The sequence below is a fragment of the Pseudarthrobacter sp. NamE5 genome (genome assembly GCF_005796225.1).
Taxonomy (GTDB): domain Bacteria; phylum Actinomycetota; class Actinomycetes; order Actinomycetales; family Micrococcaceae; genus Arthrobacter.
The window spans coordinates 122852-139867 of record NZ_VAHO01000008.1; the positions used below are offsets into that span (position 1 = coordinate 122852).

Annotated in this window: 16 protein-coding genes; 3 read left to right on the plus strand and 13 right to left on the minus strand. The window is 65.7% G+C overall.

Annotation, left to right across the window (positions count from 1 at the left end; all coding sequences use genetic code 11):
• Nucleotides 1–27: 27 nt before the first annotated feature.
• The 6 genes from FDW84_RS11630 to FDW84_RS11655 form a co-directional block, all read right to left on the minus strand.
• Nucleotides 28–1599 (minus strand): transporter, encoded by a 1572-nt coding sequence (locus FDW84_RS11630; protein WP_138609586.1) that lies wholly within the window; start codon nucleotides 1597–1599, stop codon nucleotides 28–30.
• Nucleotides 1581–2390, minus strand: coding sequence for an ABC transporter ATP-binding protein (locus tag FDW84_RS11635; protein ID WP_240721485.1), 810 nt, complete (start codon nucleotides 2388–2390; stop codon nucleotides 1581–1583). The genes FDW84_RS11630 and FDW84_RS11635 overlap by 19 nt, the downstream gene beginning before the upstream one ends.
• A gap of 111 nt (nucleotides 2391–2501) precedes the next feature.
• Nucleotides 2502–2798: a DUF3253 domain-containing protein gene (locus FDW84_RS11640; protein WP_138609588.1), complete on the minus strand. Its 297-nt coding sequence runs from the start codon at nucleotides 2796–2798 to the stop codon at nucleotides 2502–2504.
• A gap of 14 nt (nucleotides 2799–2812) precedes the next feature.
• A complete protein-coding gene (locus tag FDW84_RS11645; protein ID WP_138609591.1) occupies nucleotides 2813–3910 on the minus strand; it encodes an NADH:flavin oxidoreductase/NADH oxidase in 1098 nt (365 codons plus the stop codon).
• Nucleotides 3910–4884, minus strand: a complete 975-nt coding sequence (locus tag FDW84_RS11650) for a tetratricopeptide repeat protein (RefSeq protein ID WP_138609593.1) — start codon at nucleotides 4882–4884, stop codon at nucleotides 3910–3912. Before FDW84_RS11650 ends, FDW84_RS11645 begins: the two co-directional genes overlap by 1 nt.
• Nucleotides 4885–4937: 53 nt before the next feature.
• Nucleotides 4938–6671: a DUF8094 domain-containing protein gene (locus FDW84_RS11655; protein WP_171046759.1), complete on the minus strand. Its 1734-nt coding sequence runs from the start codon at nucleotides 6669–6671 to the stop codon at nucleotides 4938–4940.
• A 191-nt stretch (nucleotides 6672–6862) separates the two neighbouring features.
• Between FDW84_RS11655 and FDW84_RS11660 the strand changes: the two genes are divergently transcribed.
• Nucleotides 6863–8176, plus strand: a complete 1314-nt coding sequence (locus FDW84_RS11660; protein ID WP_138609595.1) for an AI-2E family transporter — start codon at nucleotides 6863–6865, stop codon at nucleotides 8174–8176.
• A 71-nt stretch (nucleotides 8177–8247) separates the two neighbouring features.
• Here FDW84_RS11660 and FDW84_RS11665 read toward each other — a convergent pair whose 3' ends face one another.
• On the minus strand, nucleotides 8248–9048 hold the full coding sequence (locus FDW84_RS11665; protein WP_138609598.1) for an alpha/beta hydrolase: 801 nt from the start codon (nucleotides 9046–9048) through the stop codon (nucleotides 8248–8250).
• Between the two features lie 47 nt (nucleotides 9049–9095).
• Nucleotides 9096–9452 carry an ATP/GTP-binding protein gene (locus FDW84_RS11670; protein ID WP_138609600.1) on the minus strand — a complete coding sequence of 119 codons (357 nt, stop codon included), beginning with the start codon at nucleotides 9450–9452 and terminating at the stop codon, nucleotides 9096–9098.
• A 103-nt stretch (nucleotides 9453–9555) separates the two neighbouring features.
• Between FDW84_RS11670 and nucS the strand changes: the two genes are divergently transcribed.
• On the plus strand, nucleotides 9556–10251 hold the full coding sequence (nucS, locus tag FDW84_RS11675; protein ID WP_138609602.1) for an endonuclease NucS: 696 nt from the start codon (nucleotides 9556–9558) through the stop codon (nucleotides 10249–10251).
• Between the two features lie 298 nt (nucleotides 10252–10549).
• Nucleotides 10550–10753 carry a cold-shock protein gene (locus FDW84_RS11680; RefSeq protein WP_138609604.1) on the plus strand — a complete coding sequence of 68 codons (204 nt, stop codon included), beginning with the start codon at nucleotides 10550–10552 and terminating at the stop codon, nucleotides 10751–10753.
• Between the two features lie 160 nt (nucleotides 10754–10913).
• Here FDW84_RS11680 and FDW84_RS11685 read toward each other — a convergent pair whose 3' ends face one another.
• The 5 genes from FDW84_RS11685 to atpD are packed head-to-tail and all read right to left on the minus strand — an operon-like array spanning nucleotide 10914 to nucleotide 17008.
• Nucleotides 10914–13514 carry a bifunctional lysylphosphatidylglycerol flippase/synthetase MprF gene (locus FDW84_RS11685; protein ID WP_138609606.1) on the minus strand — a complete coding sequence of 867 codons (2601 nt, stop codon included), beginning with the start codon at nucleotides 13512–13514 and terminating at the stop codon, nucleotides 10914–10916.
• Nucleotides 13511–14821: an alpha/beta hydrolase gene (locus FDW84_RS11690; protein WP_138609608.1), complete on the minus strand. Its 1311-nt coding sequence runs from the start codon at nucleotides 14819–14821 to the stop codon at nucleotides 13511–13513. The genes FDW84_RS11685 and FDW84_RS11690 overlap by 4 nt, the downstream gene beginning before the upstream one ends.
• 4 nt (nucleotides 14822–14825) lie before the next feature.
• A complete protein-coding gene (locus tag FDW84_RS11695; RefSeq protein ID WP_138609610.1) occupies nucleotides 14826–15257 on the minus strand; it encodes a DUF2550 domain-containing protein in 432 nt (143 codons plus the stop codon).
• A gap of 10 nt (nucleotides 15258–15267) precedes the next feature.
• Nucleotides 15268–15552 carry a F0F1 ATP synthase subunit epsilon gene (locus FDW84_RS11700; RefSeq protein ID WP_138609612.1) on the minus strand — a complete coding sequence of 95 codons (285 nt, stop codon included), beginning with the start codon at nucleotides 15550–15552 and terminating at the stop codon, nucleotides 15268–15270.
• A gap of 1 nt (nucleotide 15553) precedes the next feature.
• A complete protein-coding gene (atpD, locus tag FDW84_RS11705; RefSeq protein WP_138609614.1) occupies nucleotides 15554–17008 on the minus strand; it encodes a F0F1 ATP synthase subunit beta in 1455 nt (484 codons plus the stop codon).
• Nucleotides 17009–17016: the final 8 nt, after the last annotated feature.

Sequence of the window (17016 nt, forward strand, 5' to 3'; positions counted from 1 at the left end):
GTTCCTTTCTGCCGTCCCCGAGCGCCGTCAACGGTTGACGGATACCTGGGCCAGAAGCTCGGGCCCGCGGGCATCCAGCCATTTTCCGCCCAGCCTGACTCCCGCCACAAACAGCCCCGTGCCCAGGCAGGCTCCGGCAGCCAAATTTATCCAGCCGAACAGGGCATTGCCCGTCACGAGCTGGGCGATCAGCAAGGCCACCTCCGGAAGGACCAGCACCATCAGCACCACCAGTCCGCCGAACTGAACGGCCAGGGTCTGTCCCACGTTGCCGGGCGGTTTCTTGAACGGACTCTCCCCCGGCAGCGGAACAGCCACCGTATACCGTGCCGATACCACCGACGACAGGCCCAATCCCGTGAACAGGGTGCCCAGGCTCAGGCCCAGCTGGCCGGGCAGCGCCGCCCAGTCGCCCGTGAACACGGAGTATCCCACTGCAAACACCAGCACCACCGGCAGGGCAAACGCCAGGCAGGCGAGCGCGCGGCCCAGCCTGTCCGCAACACCGCGGACGCCGGAGGCCAGGTGCAGGGCAAAAGCGGTGTTGTCGTAGGAAACATCCGCCGAAATCGACCAGGCAAGGATGAAGGCTGACAGCGGAGCCAGGAAGGCAAGGCTGGTGAAGTCCCCGGTCTGGGTCCCTTGGAACACCAGCACCACCGGAAGCAGCGGGATCACCACCAGGGAACCGGAGTACCGGGGGTCGCGGAACCAGTATGTGAGGGACCTTGCCATCACAACTCCCGCAGGAACCGCCGGCAGGATTCCGAGCAGTCCGGGCTTCCCGCCCTTCCGCTTTCCGCTGCCCGCGTAGGGAGGCGTCACCAGTGCCCGCTCCAGCAGCACTTTCCAGGCCCAGGTGAGTACTGCGAGTGTTGCTGCGGAAATGAGCAGCTTCAGGAGGGCGGGCCCCGGCCGGCCCGCTGCAACATCACCGGCAACGGCCCACGGTGCCCCCAGCGGTGTCCAGGAGAGGGTTTGGGCCAACACGGGCAGGAACCCGGTGGACCCCGAGATTCCCTGGCCTACCCCCGCCACGATGGGTCCCATCAGGACGAGCGGCACCATGAAGGCGATGGCGCTCACGTCCTTGAAGCGGCGCGACGACGCCAGGCTTGCGGTTGCCGTGGTCACCACTTTGGCGAGCACAATGCAGGTCAGCACACCCAGTGCTGCCCCCGCTGCAGCAGCGAGAGCCGGAAGGAAGCCGCGCCACCACGTGGCCACCGTGGACAGGGCCACCAGGGACGTTGCCAGCCCGGGAATACCAATCACTCCGCCCAGCGCCAGCCCCGCCAGCATCTGCTTCATGGGAATGGCAAAGGTGGTGAAACGGGCAGGGTCCAGGGTCATGTCCGTAGCGGAGGCGACCACCGGCACAATCCCCCAGCCCAGGATGGCAGCGGATCCGCCCAGGACCACCGCCGCGTACGCAACGTCCTGCGGCGCGTTGCGCAGCAGGACCAGTGCCACCACCAGCGTTGCCACCAGGCCAAGGGCGTACAGCCCGGCGAACGCCATTCCCACCAGCTGCCACGGGCTGCGCCGCAATCCGTTCCGCAGCAGGGTCAGTTTCAGCTTCAGGAGGTGCGCAACCATTCCAGCCCTTCCGTGTGGCTGCGGCCGCCCACCAGCTGCACGAACCGGTCCTCCAGCGAGGCGCCGGCCCGTACGTCATCCACAGTCCCGGCGGCCAGCAGCCGGCCGCCGGCCACCACCGCAACGTGGTCGCACATGCGCTGCACCAGGTCCATAACGTGGCTTGACACGATGACGGTGCCCCCGGACGCAACGTAGCTGTCCAGGATCGAGCGGATGTTGGCGGCGGAGACCGGATCCACCGCCTCGAAAGGCTCATCCAGGACCAGCAGCCTGGGCGCGTGGATCAACGCCGAAGCAAGGGCAATCTTCTTTGTCATGCCGGCGGAATAGTCCACCACCAGGGTACCAGCGTCATTCTGCAGGTCGAGTGCAGCGAGCAGGTCGGCAACCCGCCCGGCCACCACGTCCTTGTCCATTCCGCGCAGCAGCCCCGCGTACATGATCAGCTGCTCGCCCGTTAGCCGGTCGAACAGCCGTACCCCGTCCGGCAGGATGCCCATCAGTTTCTTGGCCTCCAGCGGCTGCCGCCACACGTCCACGCCGTGGACAACTGCTGTGCCAAAGTCCGGGCGCAGGAGTCCGGTGGCCATGGACAGCGTCGTGGTTTTGCCCGCGCCGTTAGGGCCCACGATGCCGTAAAAGGACCCGGCCGGAACCTCGAGGCTGATACCGTCTACGGCGATCTTGCCACCAAAGCGCTTCGCGAGCCCCTGAATGGACAGGGCCGCCGGGGTCCCTGCGTGCGGGGGCCGGTCATACAGCGGCCGGTCAGGTATCGGAGCAGTCATGAAGCCAGACTAGCCGTCCGGGTGCTGCTGAGGGGTCCTCCTGCAGGAGTAGCGAAAAAGGCGTAGGACTAGCTTCCGCGACCCACCCGTTCCTGGTGCCCTGGACCGGTTTTACTTGCCCTGCTTTACCCTGCGGATGCGGATGGGCCCCTTGGCGGTGGCGGGATCAACGACGGCACCGCCCTGCGTGATCTCCACCTCGCCGGCTTGAACCAGGCGCCGCGCGGCCGTGCGGGCAGGCTCCATGAGCCCGCGCCAATTCTCGCCCCCGACAGCACGGGCAGCATCGGACGGGCAGATACTCGATGTTGCGGCCCTGGCAGCCAAGAGTTCCAGGATGGCGGCTTCCAACTGCTGCCCAGTCGCACTGCCAGGGGCGGGCGCCGTGTCACGGTCTTCGTGGTCCATCAGCAACCTCGCAGTCAGAACGTGCGCCTCGGCCTGGCGCGCTCGTACTGCGGCGGCCAGGCGGTCTCATGCCCCAGTTCGAAGGCTGCACGCAGCCACCAGTGGGGGTCCCGCAGTGCTGCCCGTGCAATGAGGACACCGTCAGCCTGTCCCGTCACCACTGCGTGCTCGGCCTGCCCTGCAGAAGTCAGCAGGCCCACCGTCCCGGTGGCTACTCCCGCCTCCTTCCGGATGGCAGCGGAAAATCCGGTCTGGTAGCCGGGGCCGGCGCTAATCTGCTGGTGGGCAACAGCTCCGCCGCTGGAAACGTCAACGAGGTCAACGCCGCGTCCGGCAGCCTCCCGGGCCAGGCGTATGGAAGCCGCCAGGTCCACGCCGCCCTCGGCCCAGTCCGTGGCGGAGATCCTCAGCAGCAGCGGCATTGACTCCGGAATGACTTCACGCACTGCATCCACCACCTGGAGCATGAGGCGGTTTCTCCCTGCTTCATCCCCGCCCCAGGAGTCGGTGCGGGTATTGATCAGCGGACTCTGGAACTGGTGCAGCAGGTAGCCGTGGGCGCCGTGGATCTCCATGGTGTCAAAACCGGCCTCAACGGCCCGTATTGCCGCGGCAGCAAAATCGCTGACCACTCCCCTGATCTGTTCCTGGGTCATCGCGGCAGGTTCGGCGTATCCATCGAACGCCGATGCCGAGGGCGCCACTGTGGCCCACCCGCCGTCGGACTCCGGCACGCTGCCGTGCTTGCCGGCAAAGGGCCAGTAGGTGGATGCTTTCCTCCCGGCATGCGCGAGCTGGACGCCGATCTTTGCCTCTGCAGCTCCATGCCGGTGCACAAAGGAGGTGATCCGCTCCCATGCCTCCGCCTGTTCGCTGTTGTAGAGGCCGGCGTCGCGTGGGCTGATCCTGCCTTCGGCGTTGACCGCGGCGGCTTCGGTAAGGATCAGCGCGGCGCCGCCCGCAGCGAAGGATCCCAGGTGCATCAGGTGCCAGTCGTTGGGAACCCCGGGGGCGTCGTCGGGATCGCAGCTGTACTGGCACATGGGCGAAACCCAGCCCCGGTGCTGGAGTTCCAGCGAGCGCAGCTTGAGGGGCTCGAACAGCGCCGGCACTAGAAGAGGACCCGTGCGAGCGCCTGGCGCGCCTTGGCCACGCGGGCGTCGGACGCGCCCACCACGTCGAACAGCTCCAGCAGCCGGACCCGGGCCGTTTCGCGCTCGGGACCGAAGTTGCGCCCTATGAAGGACACCAGCCGGTTCAGCCCATCCTCCACATGGCCCCCGGCGATGTCGAGGTCAGCAACACCGAGCTGCGCTTCCAGGTTGTCCGGCTCGGTGGCAGCGAGGGTCCGCAGGGCTTCGCTGCCCTGGGCCGAGAGCGGCTGCAGCCTGGCCATCAGCTCCACCTGGGCCAGGCCGGCCTTTGCCTCGTGGTCCGAGGGCATTTCATTCAGCGCCTGGCGGTAGGCCTCGGCTGCAGCCGCGTAGTCTCCCGCTTCGATGGCGTCGAAGGCCGCCTGGTGCAGCGGGGGCAGCGGTGCGGAGGCCTCCTCCCCGCCGGCTCCGGCGTCGAGGCTTCCGGTCACGCCGTTGGCGGCCGCCACCTTGAGCAATTCATCAAAGAGGCTGCGGACCTGCTGTTCGTCGGCGCTGCCCTGGAACAGCGGCACCGGCTGGCCTTTGAGCACTGCCACGGCCGTGGGCACAGCCTGCACCTGGAAGGCCTGGGCCAGCTGCGGGAACGCTTCGATGTCGGCGGCCCCAAGGACCAGCCGGCCGCCGTAGCTTTGCACGATGCTCTCCAGCGTTTCGAGCACGCGTCCGGACTCGGGCGAGTACGAGGCCCACAGCGCGAACACCACGGGCACTTTCATGGAGAGTTCCACCAGCTGCTGGAAGTTTGACTCCGTGACGTCCACCGTCAGCTCTGGGGTACCGGCGCCGCCGGGCTGCGTGCCCTCCTGCGGCGTGCCGGGGCCGGCCGGGGATGCCGGGCGCTGCTTCAGGGTGGAAAGGTCGACGGCGCCGCGCAGGTTAAGCATGTTGGCAGCGGCAGGAGGGACTGGGCGGGAAGCTGGCGAACTCATGCTTTCCACTCTAGCCACTCCGGCCGCTGCCGGTGCTACTGCGGGATGGGGGTTTATTTGAAGCTGGCCCCGGTCAGCCCGCGGGTGGCGGCGACGAGCTTCATGGGGTCGGTCGAACCTGCCGGCGGCACGTACACGGCCATGGACTCGGCGAAGCTCAGGACCATGCCGGTGGTTGTTTCCTTGCCGCCGGCGAGGGCGGCTGCATCGTCACCGATGGTGAGTTTGTCGCCCGCCGCCTTCGGGGTTCCCTCGAAGCCGAAGTTGATCCGGCCCAGGACCAGGGCGCCGCCGTCGTCGGTCCGGAAGACGACCGTGCTTTCCGGAACCATCTTGTGCGTGAAGGAGAAGTTGCCGTTTTCGCCGGCCTTCACCACCTCTGCCTGGTAGGAGAGCGTGTCTGCGATGTAGGGCGAAGACTCCCCTTCCACCAGCTTGTCCTTGAATGCTGACTCAGGCGAGGTGAGGCGGTCCGCGAGGCCGGCCAGGGCTTCCTCACCGCTGTAAAGCAGGCCGGTCTTGTCGCCAGCCGCCAGGGTTTCCGTGCCGTCCCGGCTGATGGCGGGGAAGGTTGTGCCGGGCTGCAGCGGGGTGGTTTCCACCAGCTTGTAGTTCTCCCGGGGCGAGGACTGGACCAGCGTCAGCAACTGCGGCACTACATTGCCTTCGCCCTGGGTCACGGCCAGGACTGAGCGCGGCCACTCCGGATCGCTGGTCACCACTGTGGTGAGGAGCTTCGTGGAGCGTACCGGCATGCGAGCCTCGTAGGAGCCCACCTGCGAGCGGATCCTGTAGTTCTGCGTACGGACTTCCAACTCGGTCCCGCCGACGCGGTCCCCGAGCTTTGCTGCGTCCTTTGCGGCGTCGCCGGCGTCAACGGCGCTGGAGACCTGCTCCAGGATCCGGCGGAACTGCGCATCCAGCAGAACGGGTGCCGGGTCGTCCTGCGAGGCCGGTGCTGTGGAGCCTGCTGGGGAAGGGGCAGGGGCGGTTGCATATGCTGCGGTGCCCGTGCCTGCCACCACTGTTGCCGCCACCATTCCGGCGGCCATCATGCCCAGGCGGGAGGACTGCCGGGCCCCGGTCTTGGCGCGGGCACGCTGCGCATATTTGCTTCCGGCAGTGTCCTTGCCACCGCCGCTGTCCTTGCCGGCCGCACCGTCGCCGTTACCGCTGCGCTTGCGGACGGAAAAAAGTGCCAGGGCAATCCCGCCGAGAATCAGGAGGGAACCCAGGACCATGAGTGGAACGGCCCAGGGGGTGGAGGTGTCGTTCGGGAACGTCATGGAAACGGAGGAGGGCGCAGGCCGGGTGCCGTCGGAAGCAAGCATGAGGCTCCATTCGCCGTCGGCCGGAGGCGTCCATGAATACTCAAGCTCACCGCTCGCATTCTCGGTGGAAACCCAGAGGTCCGAGGTTGCGGGGTTGGGAACTGCAGCCTCGCCTTCAGCATGCTCAACCATCAGCGACTTCTCGTCCTCGGAGATGCCGGTGATGGTGTTGTGCGCCGCCTGGCCCACCCAGGCGTCCACATCGTCCGGCCGGCCGGCTGCCAGCAGGAAGTTGCCGTCACCCTCAATGTTGATCTTCACCGTTCCGTCGTGAAGGGTGCGCAGGTCCTGGTCGATCACGGTCACGGGTGCCGGGGCGCCGTCCGCCGGAGCGGAGGCCGTGAAAGTCTCGGACGGGGCCCAGATGGTTCTCTGGCCGATGCCGGCCAAAAGTGTCAGGAGGCCGAGCAGCACGAGTGCGACTGCAGTCTTTAAACGCAAGGGAACACCTATCATCAGCGGGGGTTTCCCTCCAATGGTAACCGTTTTGTTACCACAGCCCCGGACCGGGGCCTCCTGCAGGCTTGCCGCGCGGCCTCCGGCCCGGGCCTTCAACTGCTGTTGACAAGGCTGCTGATAGTGTTTGCGATGATCATCACACCGGCACGCGCAGGCGCTGCCACGCACGGAACAGGCCCCCAACAACAGTGACTGACAAGACGGACGAGTCCTCCGAGGCACCCGAGAATCCTGGGGGTGGGCAGCCGCCGTCGTCAGCCGCTCCGCAGGATCCTGCGGCTGCCCGCCGGAAGAACCCGGCCGCCGCCGCCCTTGGACTGCTGGTACACAGACTGCGGCAGCCTCTGCCCGGGGCCCAGCCCCGGCTCCGCTTCGAAATGCCGCCCGAGTACTCGCTCCAGAACGGGGACAGGGACAGCACCGACAGCGGAGTGCAGCCGCAGTTCGGCAGCCCCGGCCCCCGGATCTCGCCGCAGCATCCGCTGTACCTGGGCTTCATGGGCACGGTGGGCGTGGGGCTTGCCCTTCTTGTCTACTGGATCGGTTCCAACACCACGCAGCTGCTGCTGTGGATCGTGGCTGCGCTGTTCATCGCGCTGGGACTGGAACCGGTGGTCAGCTGGCTCGAGAGCCGTAAAATTCCCCGCCCGGCCGGAATCCTGGTGTCCGTCACAGTCCTGGTGAGCGCCGTCGTCGGCTTCTTCGCCACCCTCATTCCCACCATCGTGGAGCAGGTGACGGAAATCGTCCAGCAGGCCCCGGTGTGGATCCGGGACTTTATCGACTCCGACTTCTTCCGCAGCCTTGATGACCAGTTCGGCGTGCGCGAACGGGTCACGGAGGAGCTGGACAAGTTCGTGAACGATCCGGCCGCGATGGGCGGCATTTTCGGCGGTGTGGTGGGCTTTGGTTCCACCGTGGCCAACAGCCTGTTCGGCACGCTCGTTGTCCTGGTGTTAAGCCTGTACTTCCTGGCAGCCCTGCCGGCAATGAAGCGGTGGGGCTACCGGCTCGCGCCGCGCTCCCGCCGCCACCGGGTCGAGGCCCTGTCCGAGGAAATCACCCGTTCGGTGGGCAACTACGTGATAGGCCAGGCAGCCGTAGCGCTGCTGAACGCCACCTTCGCGTTCATCGTGATGTCCATCGTGGGGATTCCCTTCGCGTTGCTGCTGGCATTCGTGGTGGCGCTGCTCGCGTTCATTCCGCTGGTGGGCGGCATGATTGCCGGAATCGTGGTGCTGCTCGTCTCGCTGACCGAGGGCTGGCAGACAGCGGCGGTCTACGGCATCTGCTACTTCGCCTACCTGCAGTTCGAGGCCTACTTCATCTCCCCGCGCATCATGCAGAAGGCCGTGGCCGTACCAGGCGCGGTGGCAGTGATTTCGGTGATCGCCGGGGGCAGCCTTCTCGGCGTCCTCGGTGCCCTGATCGCCATCCCCACCGCGGCAGCGGTGCTGCTGCTCATCCGGGAAATCTATATTGTCCGCCAGGACCAGCACTAAAGCGGCCCACCATGACCAGCGCTAGCGCTGCCCACCGGGACCGGCACCACCACGCAGGCAGCCGTGCCAGCCTAAGCGGACGCGGTGGCGGCTGGCCCGTTCCACTCCTGCGGCAGTCCGGCAGGGCCTGAACCTGCCTCGCTGACCTCGTCCACGATTTCGTTGAGGACCCGGGCGGCATGCTTCTCCCCCACCCACAGGTGCTTGGCGCCGTCCACGCCCACCACCCGCGCCTGCGGAATAAGGCTGAAGCGGCCGGCCGCCTCGTCCGGTTTGAGGTAGTCGTCGTGCTCCGGCACCAGGACCGTGAGCGGCTTCCCTGATTCGGCCCACAGGAGCAGGTGCTTGTCGGTGGCACGGTGCAGCGGGGGTGAGAGCAGGATGGCCCCTTCGATCAGGGCGGCCACCGGCTCCACTGCCCCGTACATCAGGGCGAGTTCGGTGCCGAAGGACCATCCCACCAGCCAGCGGTTGGGCAGGCCCCGTTCGACGGCGAAGCGCACGGCTGCCTCGACGTCGTGCCGTTCCCCAATCCCCTCTTCGAAGCTCCCGCTGCTGGTGCCGCGCGGCGAAGCGGTTCCCCGGGTGTTGAACCGCAGGACTGCTATCCCGGCCAATGCGGGCAGCCGGTAGGAGGCCTTGCGGTAGACATGCGAGTCCATGAAGCCGCCATGCGTGGGCAGCGGGTGCAGGGTGATCAGCGTGGCATTGACCGGCCCGGAATCGGGCAGCGCCAGCTCACCGACCAGGGTGTGGCCGTCCTCCGTTCGCAGCTCGACGTTTTCGCGCCTCGCCGGCAGCACGGTGGACGCACGGATGGGAGTGGGGCCTGCTGCCTGGCGGAATTGGTACGAGGCCGGATCAAAAGTCATGCATGCCAGCTTAGCGACAGGCGGCGCGGCTTTGCCCGCCGCCGCCCCTACCGGTAGCGGTAACTGCGCGACATCCAGCAGTTGGTGTGCCAATGCCGCCGCTCGGCCAGTCCCGCCGCAGCGCCGAACAGGTGGTCGTCCTTCCAGACGACCAGATGGGCCACGCCGGGAAGCACTGCTGTGGAACATTCCGGGCAGATATAGGTTTTCCCGGCGTTCCTGGCGGTTATGGTGCGGACCATCCACTCGCCGTCGGGAGCGCTTTCCCGGCGGGCTATGCCGGCGCGTGCACGCTCCAGGTCCAGTTCGGGAGCCTCGCCGCCACGCTTTCTGCCGGCACCGTTTCTTCCGGAGGCTGTGCCTTTTCCGGACACCGGGCGGCGGGGACGGTTGGAACGCGGCATGCCTCCATTCTGCCCCAGCCGCCCGCCCACCGCCGCGTGCTGAGGACCTGCAGCGCCGCCGTCGGGATCAGCCGCTGCAGCGGCAGGCGGTAGTCTGTACGGCGTGCGACTTGTCATAGCCCGATGCTCCGTTGATTACGTTGGCCGGCTCAAAGCCCATCTCCCCCTGGCAACCCGGCTCCTGCTGGTGAAGGCGGACGGCTCAGTCCTGGTCCATTCCGACGGCGGTTCCTACAAGCCGCTCAACTGGATGAGCCCGCCGGCCACCTTGCGGATTTCCTCCCCGGAAGAGGTGGACCTTGAGCTGGGGGTCGTGGAACAGTGGACCGTCCAGTCGGCAAAAACCGACGACCGGCTGATCATCAACATCCACGAGAAGCTTGACGAGTCATCGCATGACCTGGGCGTCGACCCCGGCCTGATCAAGGACGGCGTGGAGGCGGACCTGCAGCGGCTCCTGGCAGAACAGATTGAGACACTGGGAGCCGGCTACTCCCTTATCCGCCGCGAATACTTCACGGCGATCGGACCCGTGGACATCCTTGCGCGGGATGCTGCCGGCGCCACTGTAGCCATCGAGCTGAAGCGCCGCGGCGACATCGACGGCGTGGAGCAGCTGACGCGCTACCTGGAGTTGCTCAACCGCGACCCGCTGCTGGCGCCTGTCCGCGGGATTTTTGCCGCGCAGCAGATCAAGCCGCAGGCCAAGGTGCTGGCCAATGACCGCGGAATTGATTGTGTCACGCTGGATTACGATGCCATGCGCGGCGTGGACGACAGCGAATCCAGGCTTTTCTAACGGCACCCGCACCCGCCCGATTCACCCTAATAAGCCGCTGACATGCGTATTAACCAGCATTTTCCCCAAAATTTATCCGATTCGAAGCCCAAACCGTTGACCTGCGGGAATGGGCGTGAAATTCTTATCTCAGTCTTTGTGTAGGTGTTTTTCATGCTCGCAAGACATGTTGCGAGCGCGAAGCTCCTGCAGCACCGGATCCCTTTTAGGGAGAGGTATACAGGATTCTTCTCGCGGAGTGACCAAGGCCGGTACGAGGTGTGCCGATCTTACAAAGTTCCACAATGAGGAGAAATAAATGGCACAGGGAACCGTCAAGTGGTTCAACGCTGAAAAGGGCTTCGGCTTCATTACCCCGGATGATTCCGACGGTGACGTTTTCGTTCACTACTCCGAAATCCAGACCGGCGGCTTCAAGACCCTCGACGAGAACCAGCGCGTTCAGTTCGAAATTGGCCAGGGCGCCAAGGGTCCCCAGGCTACCGGCGTAACCATCGTCTAGTCCCTGCGAACCCGGCTGCACCCGCGGCCTGCGACGCAGTAATGGTCCCCGGCAATATTGCCGGGGACCATTACTTTTAACCTTTTCCGGGATTACCGGCGCCCTTGGGGAAAGGCGCATCCAGCCGCAGCGAACAGCTTTTCCGGCAGGGGCAGCCCGCTTACTTGACCAGTTTCCGCACCAGGCGCGCCCCCTGTGCAAGTGAAAGCCCCGGAAGATAGGCGCGGGTGAGTGCCCTGCCGATGGCGGGCAGATGCAGCGGATCCTGGTAGTAGAGGTACAGTGCCCGGTATTCGGGCTTGAACCTTGACTTGAATGCCGCCAGGGACCGGAATCCGTAGACGGGCTCAAGCGCGTGCCCTACCAGGTCCAGGATCCGCACCAAATTCTCCGGTCCCGTCTGGCTGCCGCCGCCTTCTGCGTCGCCTGCATCACCGGAACGGGCAGCATGCATTCCCTCCGGGCTCCCGGCTGGGGGTTCACCGGAAAGACTTGCCAGCGGAGAGCCGGAGAGGGAGATGACCTCCACGGATCCGCGGAGCTCCAGGACAGCAGAGGCGATGAGGAATTCCATCACCCCCGGAAAGCCTTCGGCGCCCCGGCGCATGACGTCCAGCGTCCGGCTGACCAGCCGCCCGCCGTCGTAAACAGGGAGCCAACTGGTTACCCCGTGAACTGTACCGTGGCCGTCAACGGCGAGGCAGCACAGCACCTCCCCATCCTCAAGCTCATCCACTCCGCCCAAAGTGAAGCCCATCTCGGGGACGGACTTTCCGGCCGCCCATTCCTCGGATACCTCGTTCAGCCTGGTCCGCAGGACTGCCGGCAGGGAGTGGTAAGGCCCCCACACTGCACGCACCCCCAGCTTGGCGGCGCGGTTAAGCGCTGTCCGCACGTTCTGCCATTCCTTTCCCTTGAACTCGAGTTCACGGATGGGCAGGCGGGTTTCCTGGGCCACTGTCACGCGGGAGAATCCGCGCTGCTGCAGCGCCGGCCACATCACGCCGTCGCATGAGTAGAGTGCGGGGATCAGCGCATGCGCCCGACAGTAGGCGAGGAATCCTTCCGTCACCTTCTGCTGGGTCTCCTTGGGGCCGAAGGCGCCGCCAAGAGTCAGGGCAACACTGCCGTGCTGCTGGAAGGCCACGGCGCCCTCGCCGTCCGGACTGAACCAGTAGTTATTGGGTTCCCACAGGGCCATCCAGGAAAGGGGCCCGCCGCCCTGCCGCAGCAGCCCGCGGGCCCGCTCCTTGTCCTCTGTGCCTGAATCAGTGCCGTGCGCCTTGCCCAGCAGCACCCACCAAACGGCGGCCAGCGCAATGACCCAGAACACCGGTCCCGAAGCGGCAAAAAGCAGCGACTCGAGGCTGTTCCGGTCCGCGAAAACACGGTGATAATGCTGCGGGATGGGAATGGGGACATACTGGCGGGCCAACTCGGCAAGAAGTCCCAGCATGCCGCCGTCCCGGGAAAGTCCTCCAGACCACAGCCAGGCCGCAGTGTAGGAAGCGGCGAGGGCCAGCCAGGTTCCTCCCACCACGCCTGCGAGCACCCGGCGGGCCGAGGGCGCCGTCTGCACCCGGAACTGCCGCCGGTTAAGCCAGAGGACCAGGGCCAGCAGCAGCGGCACCACCACGAGCGGAAGTACATGGGCGAAGGCTGAGCCCATTGGAGCCGCATCAGGCCGGGAGACCCGGGAGGGCACCAGCGCGAAGAGGGCAAGGTACACGGCAGCCAGCGCTGTGACTGCAAGCTGGATGGCCAGGGCGATATTCAGGGCCAACCGCCTGCCGCGGCGCATGCCGTCAGCACAGATCAGCAGCAGGACCACCGGAACCACCGCCAGCGCCAGGCCGAACGGCCCCGCGAACCCCGCCCTGCCGGCTTCCAGGCAGGACGACTCGACCGTGGCACCGCAGTTGACTGCGAGCTGCCCGAGCGTCGGCAGCGGATTCAGGACCACATCGCGCAGCAGGGCCAGCGGGCCTGTGGGCGCCCGCGCTATCCCGGTAAGGATCGGTCCCACGGCAAAGACGGCAACGGTCAGCGCCAGAAGGTTCCTGGTTTCCCGGCCGGTGGAGCGGTGCCGGTGCAGCTGGCCTTGGTCCCCCTGGATCCACCATCCCGCCACCAGCCCCAGCATGGCGCCCAGCAGCCCGATGACCGTCTCGGCATGCCCGACGTACAGGACCAGCAGGAGCGAGACGGACAGCACCGCAGTCCGCAGCCTTCGCTGCCACAGGACGGACAGGCGGGCGCTGCCGGCAAGACCGGCGGTCAGCAGCGGCGCATAGGGGCCGATCAGGACATCGTCGGTCATCCGGTCCAGCCAGCCGTCTCCCAGATATACGGCAAGCTGGGTCACCAGCAGGAACAGCGTGACGGCGGCGAACTGTCCGCCGAGCAGCAGCGCCGCGGCTGCGCGCGTACCCAGTTTGCGTTCGGCAAGGCCCAGCAGCAGTACGATCATCAGCGAGGCCGTTAAGTAGGCCAGCGGGTTCGTGGCGAAGAACATGCTCGTGAACAATGACCACCAGTTGCCGTCCCGCAGCCCCGGACCGCTGACGCCTGCAAGGCCCAGCAGGTGCTGGGGCGGGCCTGCAAGGAAGCTGCCTGTCACTGCGCCGGCTGCAAGGAAGACACCGAGGACGGCCAGTGTGAAGGGTGTCGATTTCAGCTCTCCTGTGGCCTGTCGCAGGGCGGGCCGTCCCACGGTTGACCAGGCGAGGGCAATCGTGCGGACCTGCCTTTCGGCACTCACCCCGCGATCCCCCACCTCTCGGCCAGGAAATCCAGTGCGTCCGCAATGCGCTTGGAGGACGTGTCCCAGGAGTGGCCGGTGTGTTCCACTTCGTAGGCACGGACGGTGAAGCCGGCTTCCTTTCCGGCTTTCGCGAGCGTTCGCAGATAGGCCACAAACTCCGGATCATCCTGCCCGGCCGTCAGGTACATACCGCTGCCTTCGAACCGCCGCTCCTTCATGATGGCCAGCGGCGTCTGCCGGTTGAATGCTTCAGGGTCTCCAGGAAAGGAAGCCTCGATCGTCTTTTCGCGTTCCTTTGCGATTGCTGGCTCTGCCTCGCCGGAGAAGGATAAAACGGCCGGGAACAGCTGGGGATGCCGGGTTGCCAGCTGAAGGGCACAGGTGCCGCCAAACGAGAAACCTCCCGCAGCCCAACGGTTGTGGTCAGTTTCGACGGAAAGGGTGGACTTGATCCACGACGCGACATCCTGCGACAGGTAGGTGTCCGCGCGTGCGATCCGGCTGTCCATGCACATGGTGTTGGCAGACTGCGAACCATTGGGGTCGGGCACAACCACCACGGGCGCCACTCCCCCGTGCGAACGGGCATACGCGTCCATGTGTGCCTGCAAAGTGCCTCCGGTCAGCCAGTCTGCGGGACCACCGGGCTGGCCCGCCACCAGGACCAGGACAGGAAGGGCGGGACGATTGTCTGCAAAGTAGGCCGGTGGAAGGTAGATGTAGGCTTCACGCGTCTTCATCCCGGACACCTTGCCGGGAATGGCGGACTTCCGCAGGACGCCCTCGTCGGGCACAGTCCCGTGCGCTGACCAGCCCTGGAGGGGAACGCCGTCGGACTCCCCCGGCTGCCGTTGCAGCTCAGCCTCCAGCGTGGGAATCCGCGCCAGGTCAGTGCCTAAGAGGTCGCTGACCGTACGGTTGAGGCCAAAGTAGGCGTTGACCTGCACCGCGGAAAGCGCGGCCACCATGAGGACAGCGGCCAGGCCGGTGGTGCGGCTGCCCCATCTGGTCCGGGGAATCCGCAGGACCAACAGGATCAGGGCGGCGACAGCAAGCACTATCCAGAGCAGAACGGTATCGGGAACGTTGTCCGGGAACAGTGAGAGAATATTGATAAGCGCCCAATGTATGCTGGCCACCAGGGCAAATGCCGCTGCCAGGGCAGCGATGACGCGAACCACCCACTGCCGGCCAGCAAGGGGCCCGGGCGGCCACAGCAGGTAGGCGGCACCGGCCAAGCCCAGAATGGACACCAGCCAATACAGGGGTCCGTCAATGAGCCGGATGTCGAAGAACCACTCCACGCGGCTAGCGCCAGGTGCCCACGCCGATGACCGGTCCGGCCTCGAGCCAGGATGAAAGCCCGGTGTAGGCGTCGAATTTCATGGCAAGGCGCAAGTCCTTGCCCTCGTACCGCAGCTCCACAATCACGACGTCGGGCTGCACCTTGACTGCCTCGGCCTCGGTGGGCTTGCGGCGGCCCAGCAGTTCCAGCGAGTGCCGTTTGAACTTGTGCTTGGGCCGGACACTCAGCGAGAGCAGCCTGAACCACTCAAGGTCGTTGTCCTGATAACGACAAACCCCCATCTGCCAGCTGTTTCCAGCCGTGCAAATGGAGGCGTCCACCGTACCGAGGGCACGCCGCAGGTTGAAGCGGCGTACCCCCGAAAGGCACAGTGCAAATATCAGCAATCCCAAAGCGACTGCCAAAGCGATGAACGGAAGACTCGATGCGTCCATCAAGGTGGTGCTAGCGGATCCCAGCGGTAGCCGAGCCGGCCAGATGGGCGTTATCAGCAACAATGACCACGCGGTTGTTGTCCACGGAGAAGAAGCCGCCGTCAACATCTACCGCAATACGGTCTCCCGACACCGGCTGGATGGCCAGTTCACCCTCGGCCAGGATCGCCAGCAGGGGCGAGTGGCCGGGCAGGATTCCGATTTCACCATCGCTGGTGCGGGCCTTGACCATCTTGGCCGCTCCGGACCACACGAAGTGGTCCGCTGCGACAATCTCAACCTCAAGCTCAGCCATATTACTTGGTCTGTTCCTGGATCTTGGCCCACTGGCGCTCAACGTCATCGAGGCCGCCGACGTTGAAGAACGCCTGCTCCGCGATGTGGTCCAGCTCGCCGTCGCAGATGGCTGCGAAGCCTTCGACGGTGTCCTTGATGGAAACCGTGGAGCCTTCGACGCCGGTGAACTGCTTGGCGGTGTAGGTGTTCTGCGAGAGGAACTGCTGGATGCGGCGTGCACGCGACACGACGATCTTGTCCTCTTCGGAGAGTTCGTCGACACCCAGGATGGCGATGATGTCCTGGAGTTCCTTGTTCTTCTGCAGGATCTGCTTCACACGGACAGCCGTGGTGTAGTGGTCCTGGCCGATGTACTGGGGGTCCAGGATGCGGGAGGTGGACGTCAGCGGGTCAACGGCCGGGTACAGACCACGGGAGGCAATTTCACGGGAAAGTTCCGTGGTCGCGTCAAGGTGTGCGAAGGTCGTGGCCGGAGCCGGGTCCGTGTAGTCATCTGCGGGAACGTAGATGGCCTGCATCGAGGTGATGGAGTGGCCCTTGGTGGAGGTAATGCGCTCCTGCAGCAGGCCCATCTCGTCAGCCAGGTTCGGCTGGTAGCCCACGGCGGACGGCATACGGCCGAGCAGGGTGGAAACCTCGGAACCTGCCTGGGTGAACCGGAAGATGTTGTCGATGAAGAGCAGCACGTCCTGGTTCTGCACATCGCGGAAGTACTCCGCCATGGTCAGGGCGGACAGGGCCACGCGCAGACGCGTTCCCGGCGGCTCATCCATCTGGCCAAATACAAGGGCGGTGTCTTTGAGGACGCCTGCCTCTTCCATTTCAACCCAGAGGTCGTTGCCTTCACGGGTACGCTCGCCCACGCCGGCGAAGACGGAAGTACCACCGAAGTTGCGGGCAACACGGGTGATCATTTCCTGGATCAGGACGGTCTTGCCCACGCCGGCGCCGCCGAACAGGCCGATCTTTCCACCCTTGATGTACGGGGTGAGGAGGTCGATGACCTTGATGCCGGTTTCGAGCATCTCGGTGGAACCTTCGAGCGAGGCGAAGTTCGGGGCCTTGCGGTGGATAGGCCAGCGTTCGCTGATCTCCAGTTCCGACTCGGCAACGTCGAGGGGCTGGCCCAGGACGTTAAAGATGTGGCCCTTGACGCCGTCGCCGACCGGCACGGAGATGGGGGCACCGCTGTCCACCACAGACGTGCCGCGGACGAGTCCGTCGGTTGCCTGCAGGGAGATGGCGCGGACGAGGTTGTCACCCAGGTGCTGGGAGGTCTCGAACGTGATGGTCTTGGTCTCACCGTTGAGAGTGATCTCGGTGGTGAGTGCGTTGTAGATGGACGGGATTGCGTCAGCCGGGAATTCGACGTCGACAACCGGGCCGATTACGCGCGCAATACGGCCGGTGGCACCGGACGTTGCGGCTACGTGTTCGGTAGCAGTGGCAGTCATCTCTCTCA

Excerpts from the sequence above, each read along its gene's own strand:
- FDW84_RS11630 (WP_138609586.1), bottom strand. The coding sequence starts at position 1,599 with ATGGTTGCGCACCTCCTGAAGCTGAAACTGACCCTGCTGCGGAACGGA.
- FDW84_RS11635 (WP_240721485.1), bottom strand. The coding sequence starts at position 2,390 with ATGACTGCTCCGATACCTGACCGGCCGCTGTATGACCGGCCCCCGCAC.
- FDW84_RS11640 (WP_138609588.1), bottom strand. The coding sequence starts at position 2,798 with ATGGACCACGAAGACCGTGACACGGCGCCCGCCCCTGGCAGTGCGACT.
- FDW84_RS11650 (WP_138609593.1), bottom strand. The coding sequence starts at position 4,884 with ATGAGTTCGCCAGCTTCCCGCCCAGTCCCTCCTGCCGCTGCCAACATG.
- FDW84_RS11655 (WP_171046759.1), bottom strand. The coding sequence starts at position 6,671 with ATGATAGGTGTTCCCTTGCGTTTAAAGACTGCAGTCGCACTCGTGCTG.
- FDW84_RS11665 (WP_138609598.1), bottom strand. The coding sequence starts at position 9,048 with ATGACTTTTGATCCGGCCTCGTACCAATTCCGCCAGGCAGCAGGCCCC.
- FDW84_RS11670 (WP_138609600.1), bottom strand. The coding sequence starts at position 9,452 with ATGCCGCGTTCCAACCGTCCCCGCCGCCCGGTGTCCGGAAAAGGCACA.
- FDW84_RS11680 (WP_138609604.1), top strand. The coding sequence starts at position 10,550 with ATGGCACAGGGAACCGTCAAGTGGTTCAACGCTGAAAAGGGCTTCGGC.
- FDW84_RS11695 (WP_138609610.1), bottom strand. The coding sequence starts at position 15,257 with ATGGACGCATCGAGTCTTCCGTTCATCGCTTTGGCAGTCGCTTTGGGA.
- FDW84_RS11700 (WP_138609612.1), bottom strand. The coding sequence starts at position 15,552 with ATGGCTGAGCTTGAGGTTGAGATTGTCGCAGCGGACCACTTCGTGTGG.
- atpD (WP_138609614.1), bottom strand. The coding sequence starts at position 17,008 with ATGACTGCCACTGCTACCGAACACGTAGCCGCAACGTCCGGTGCCACC.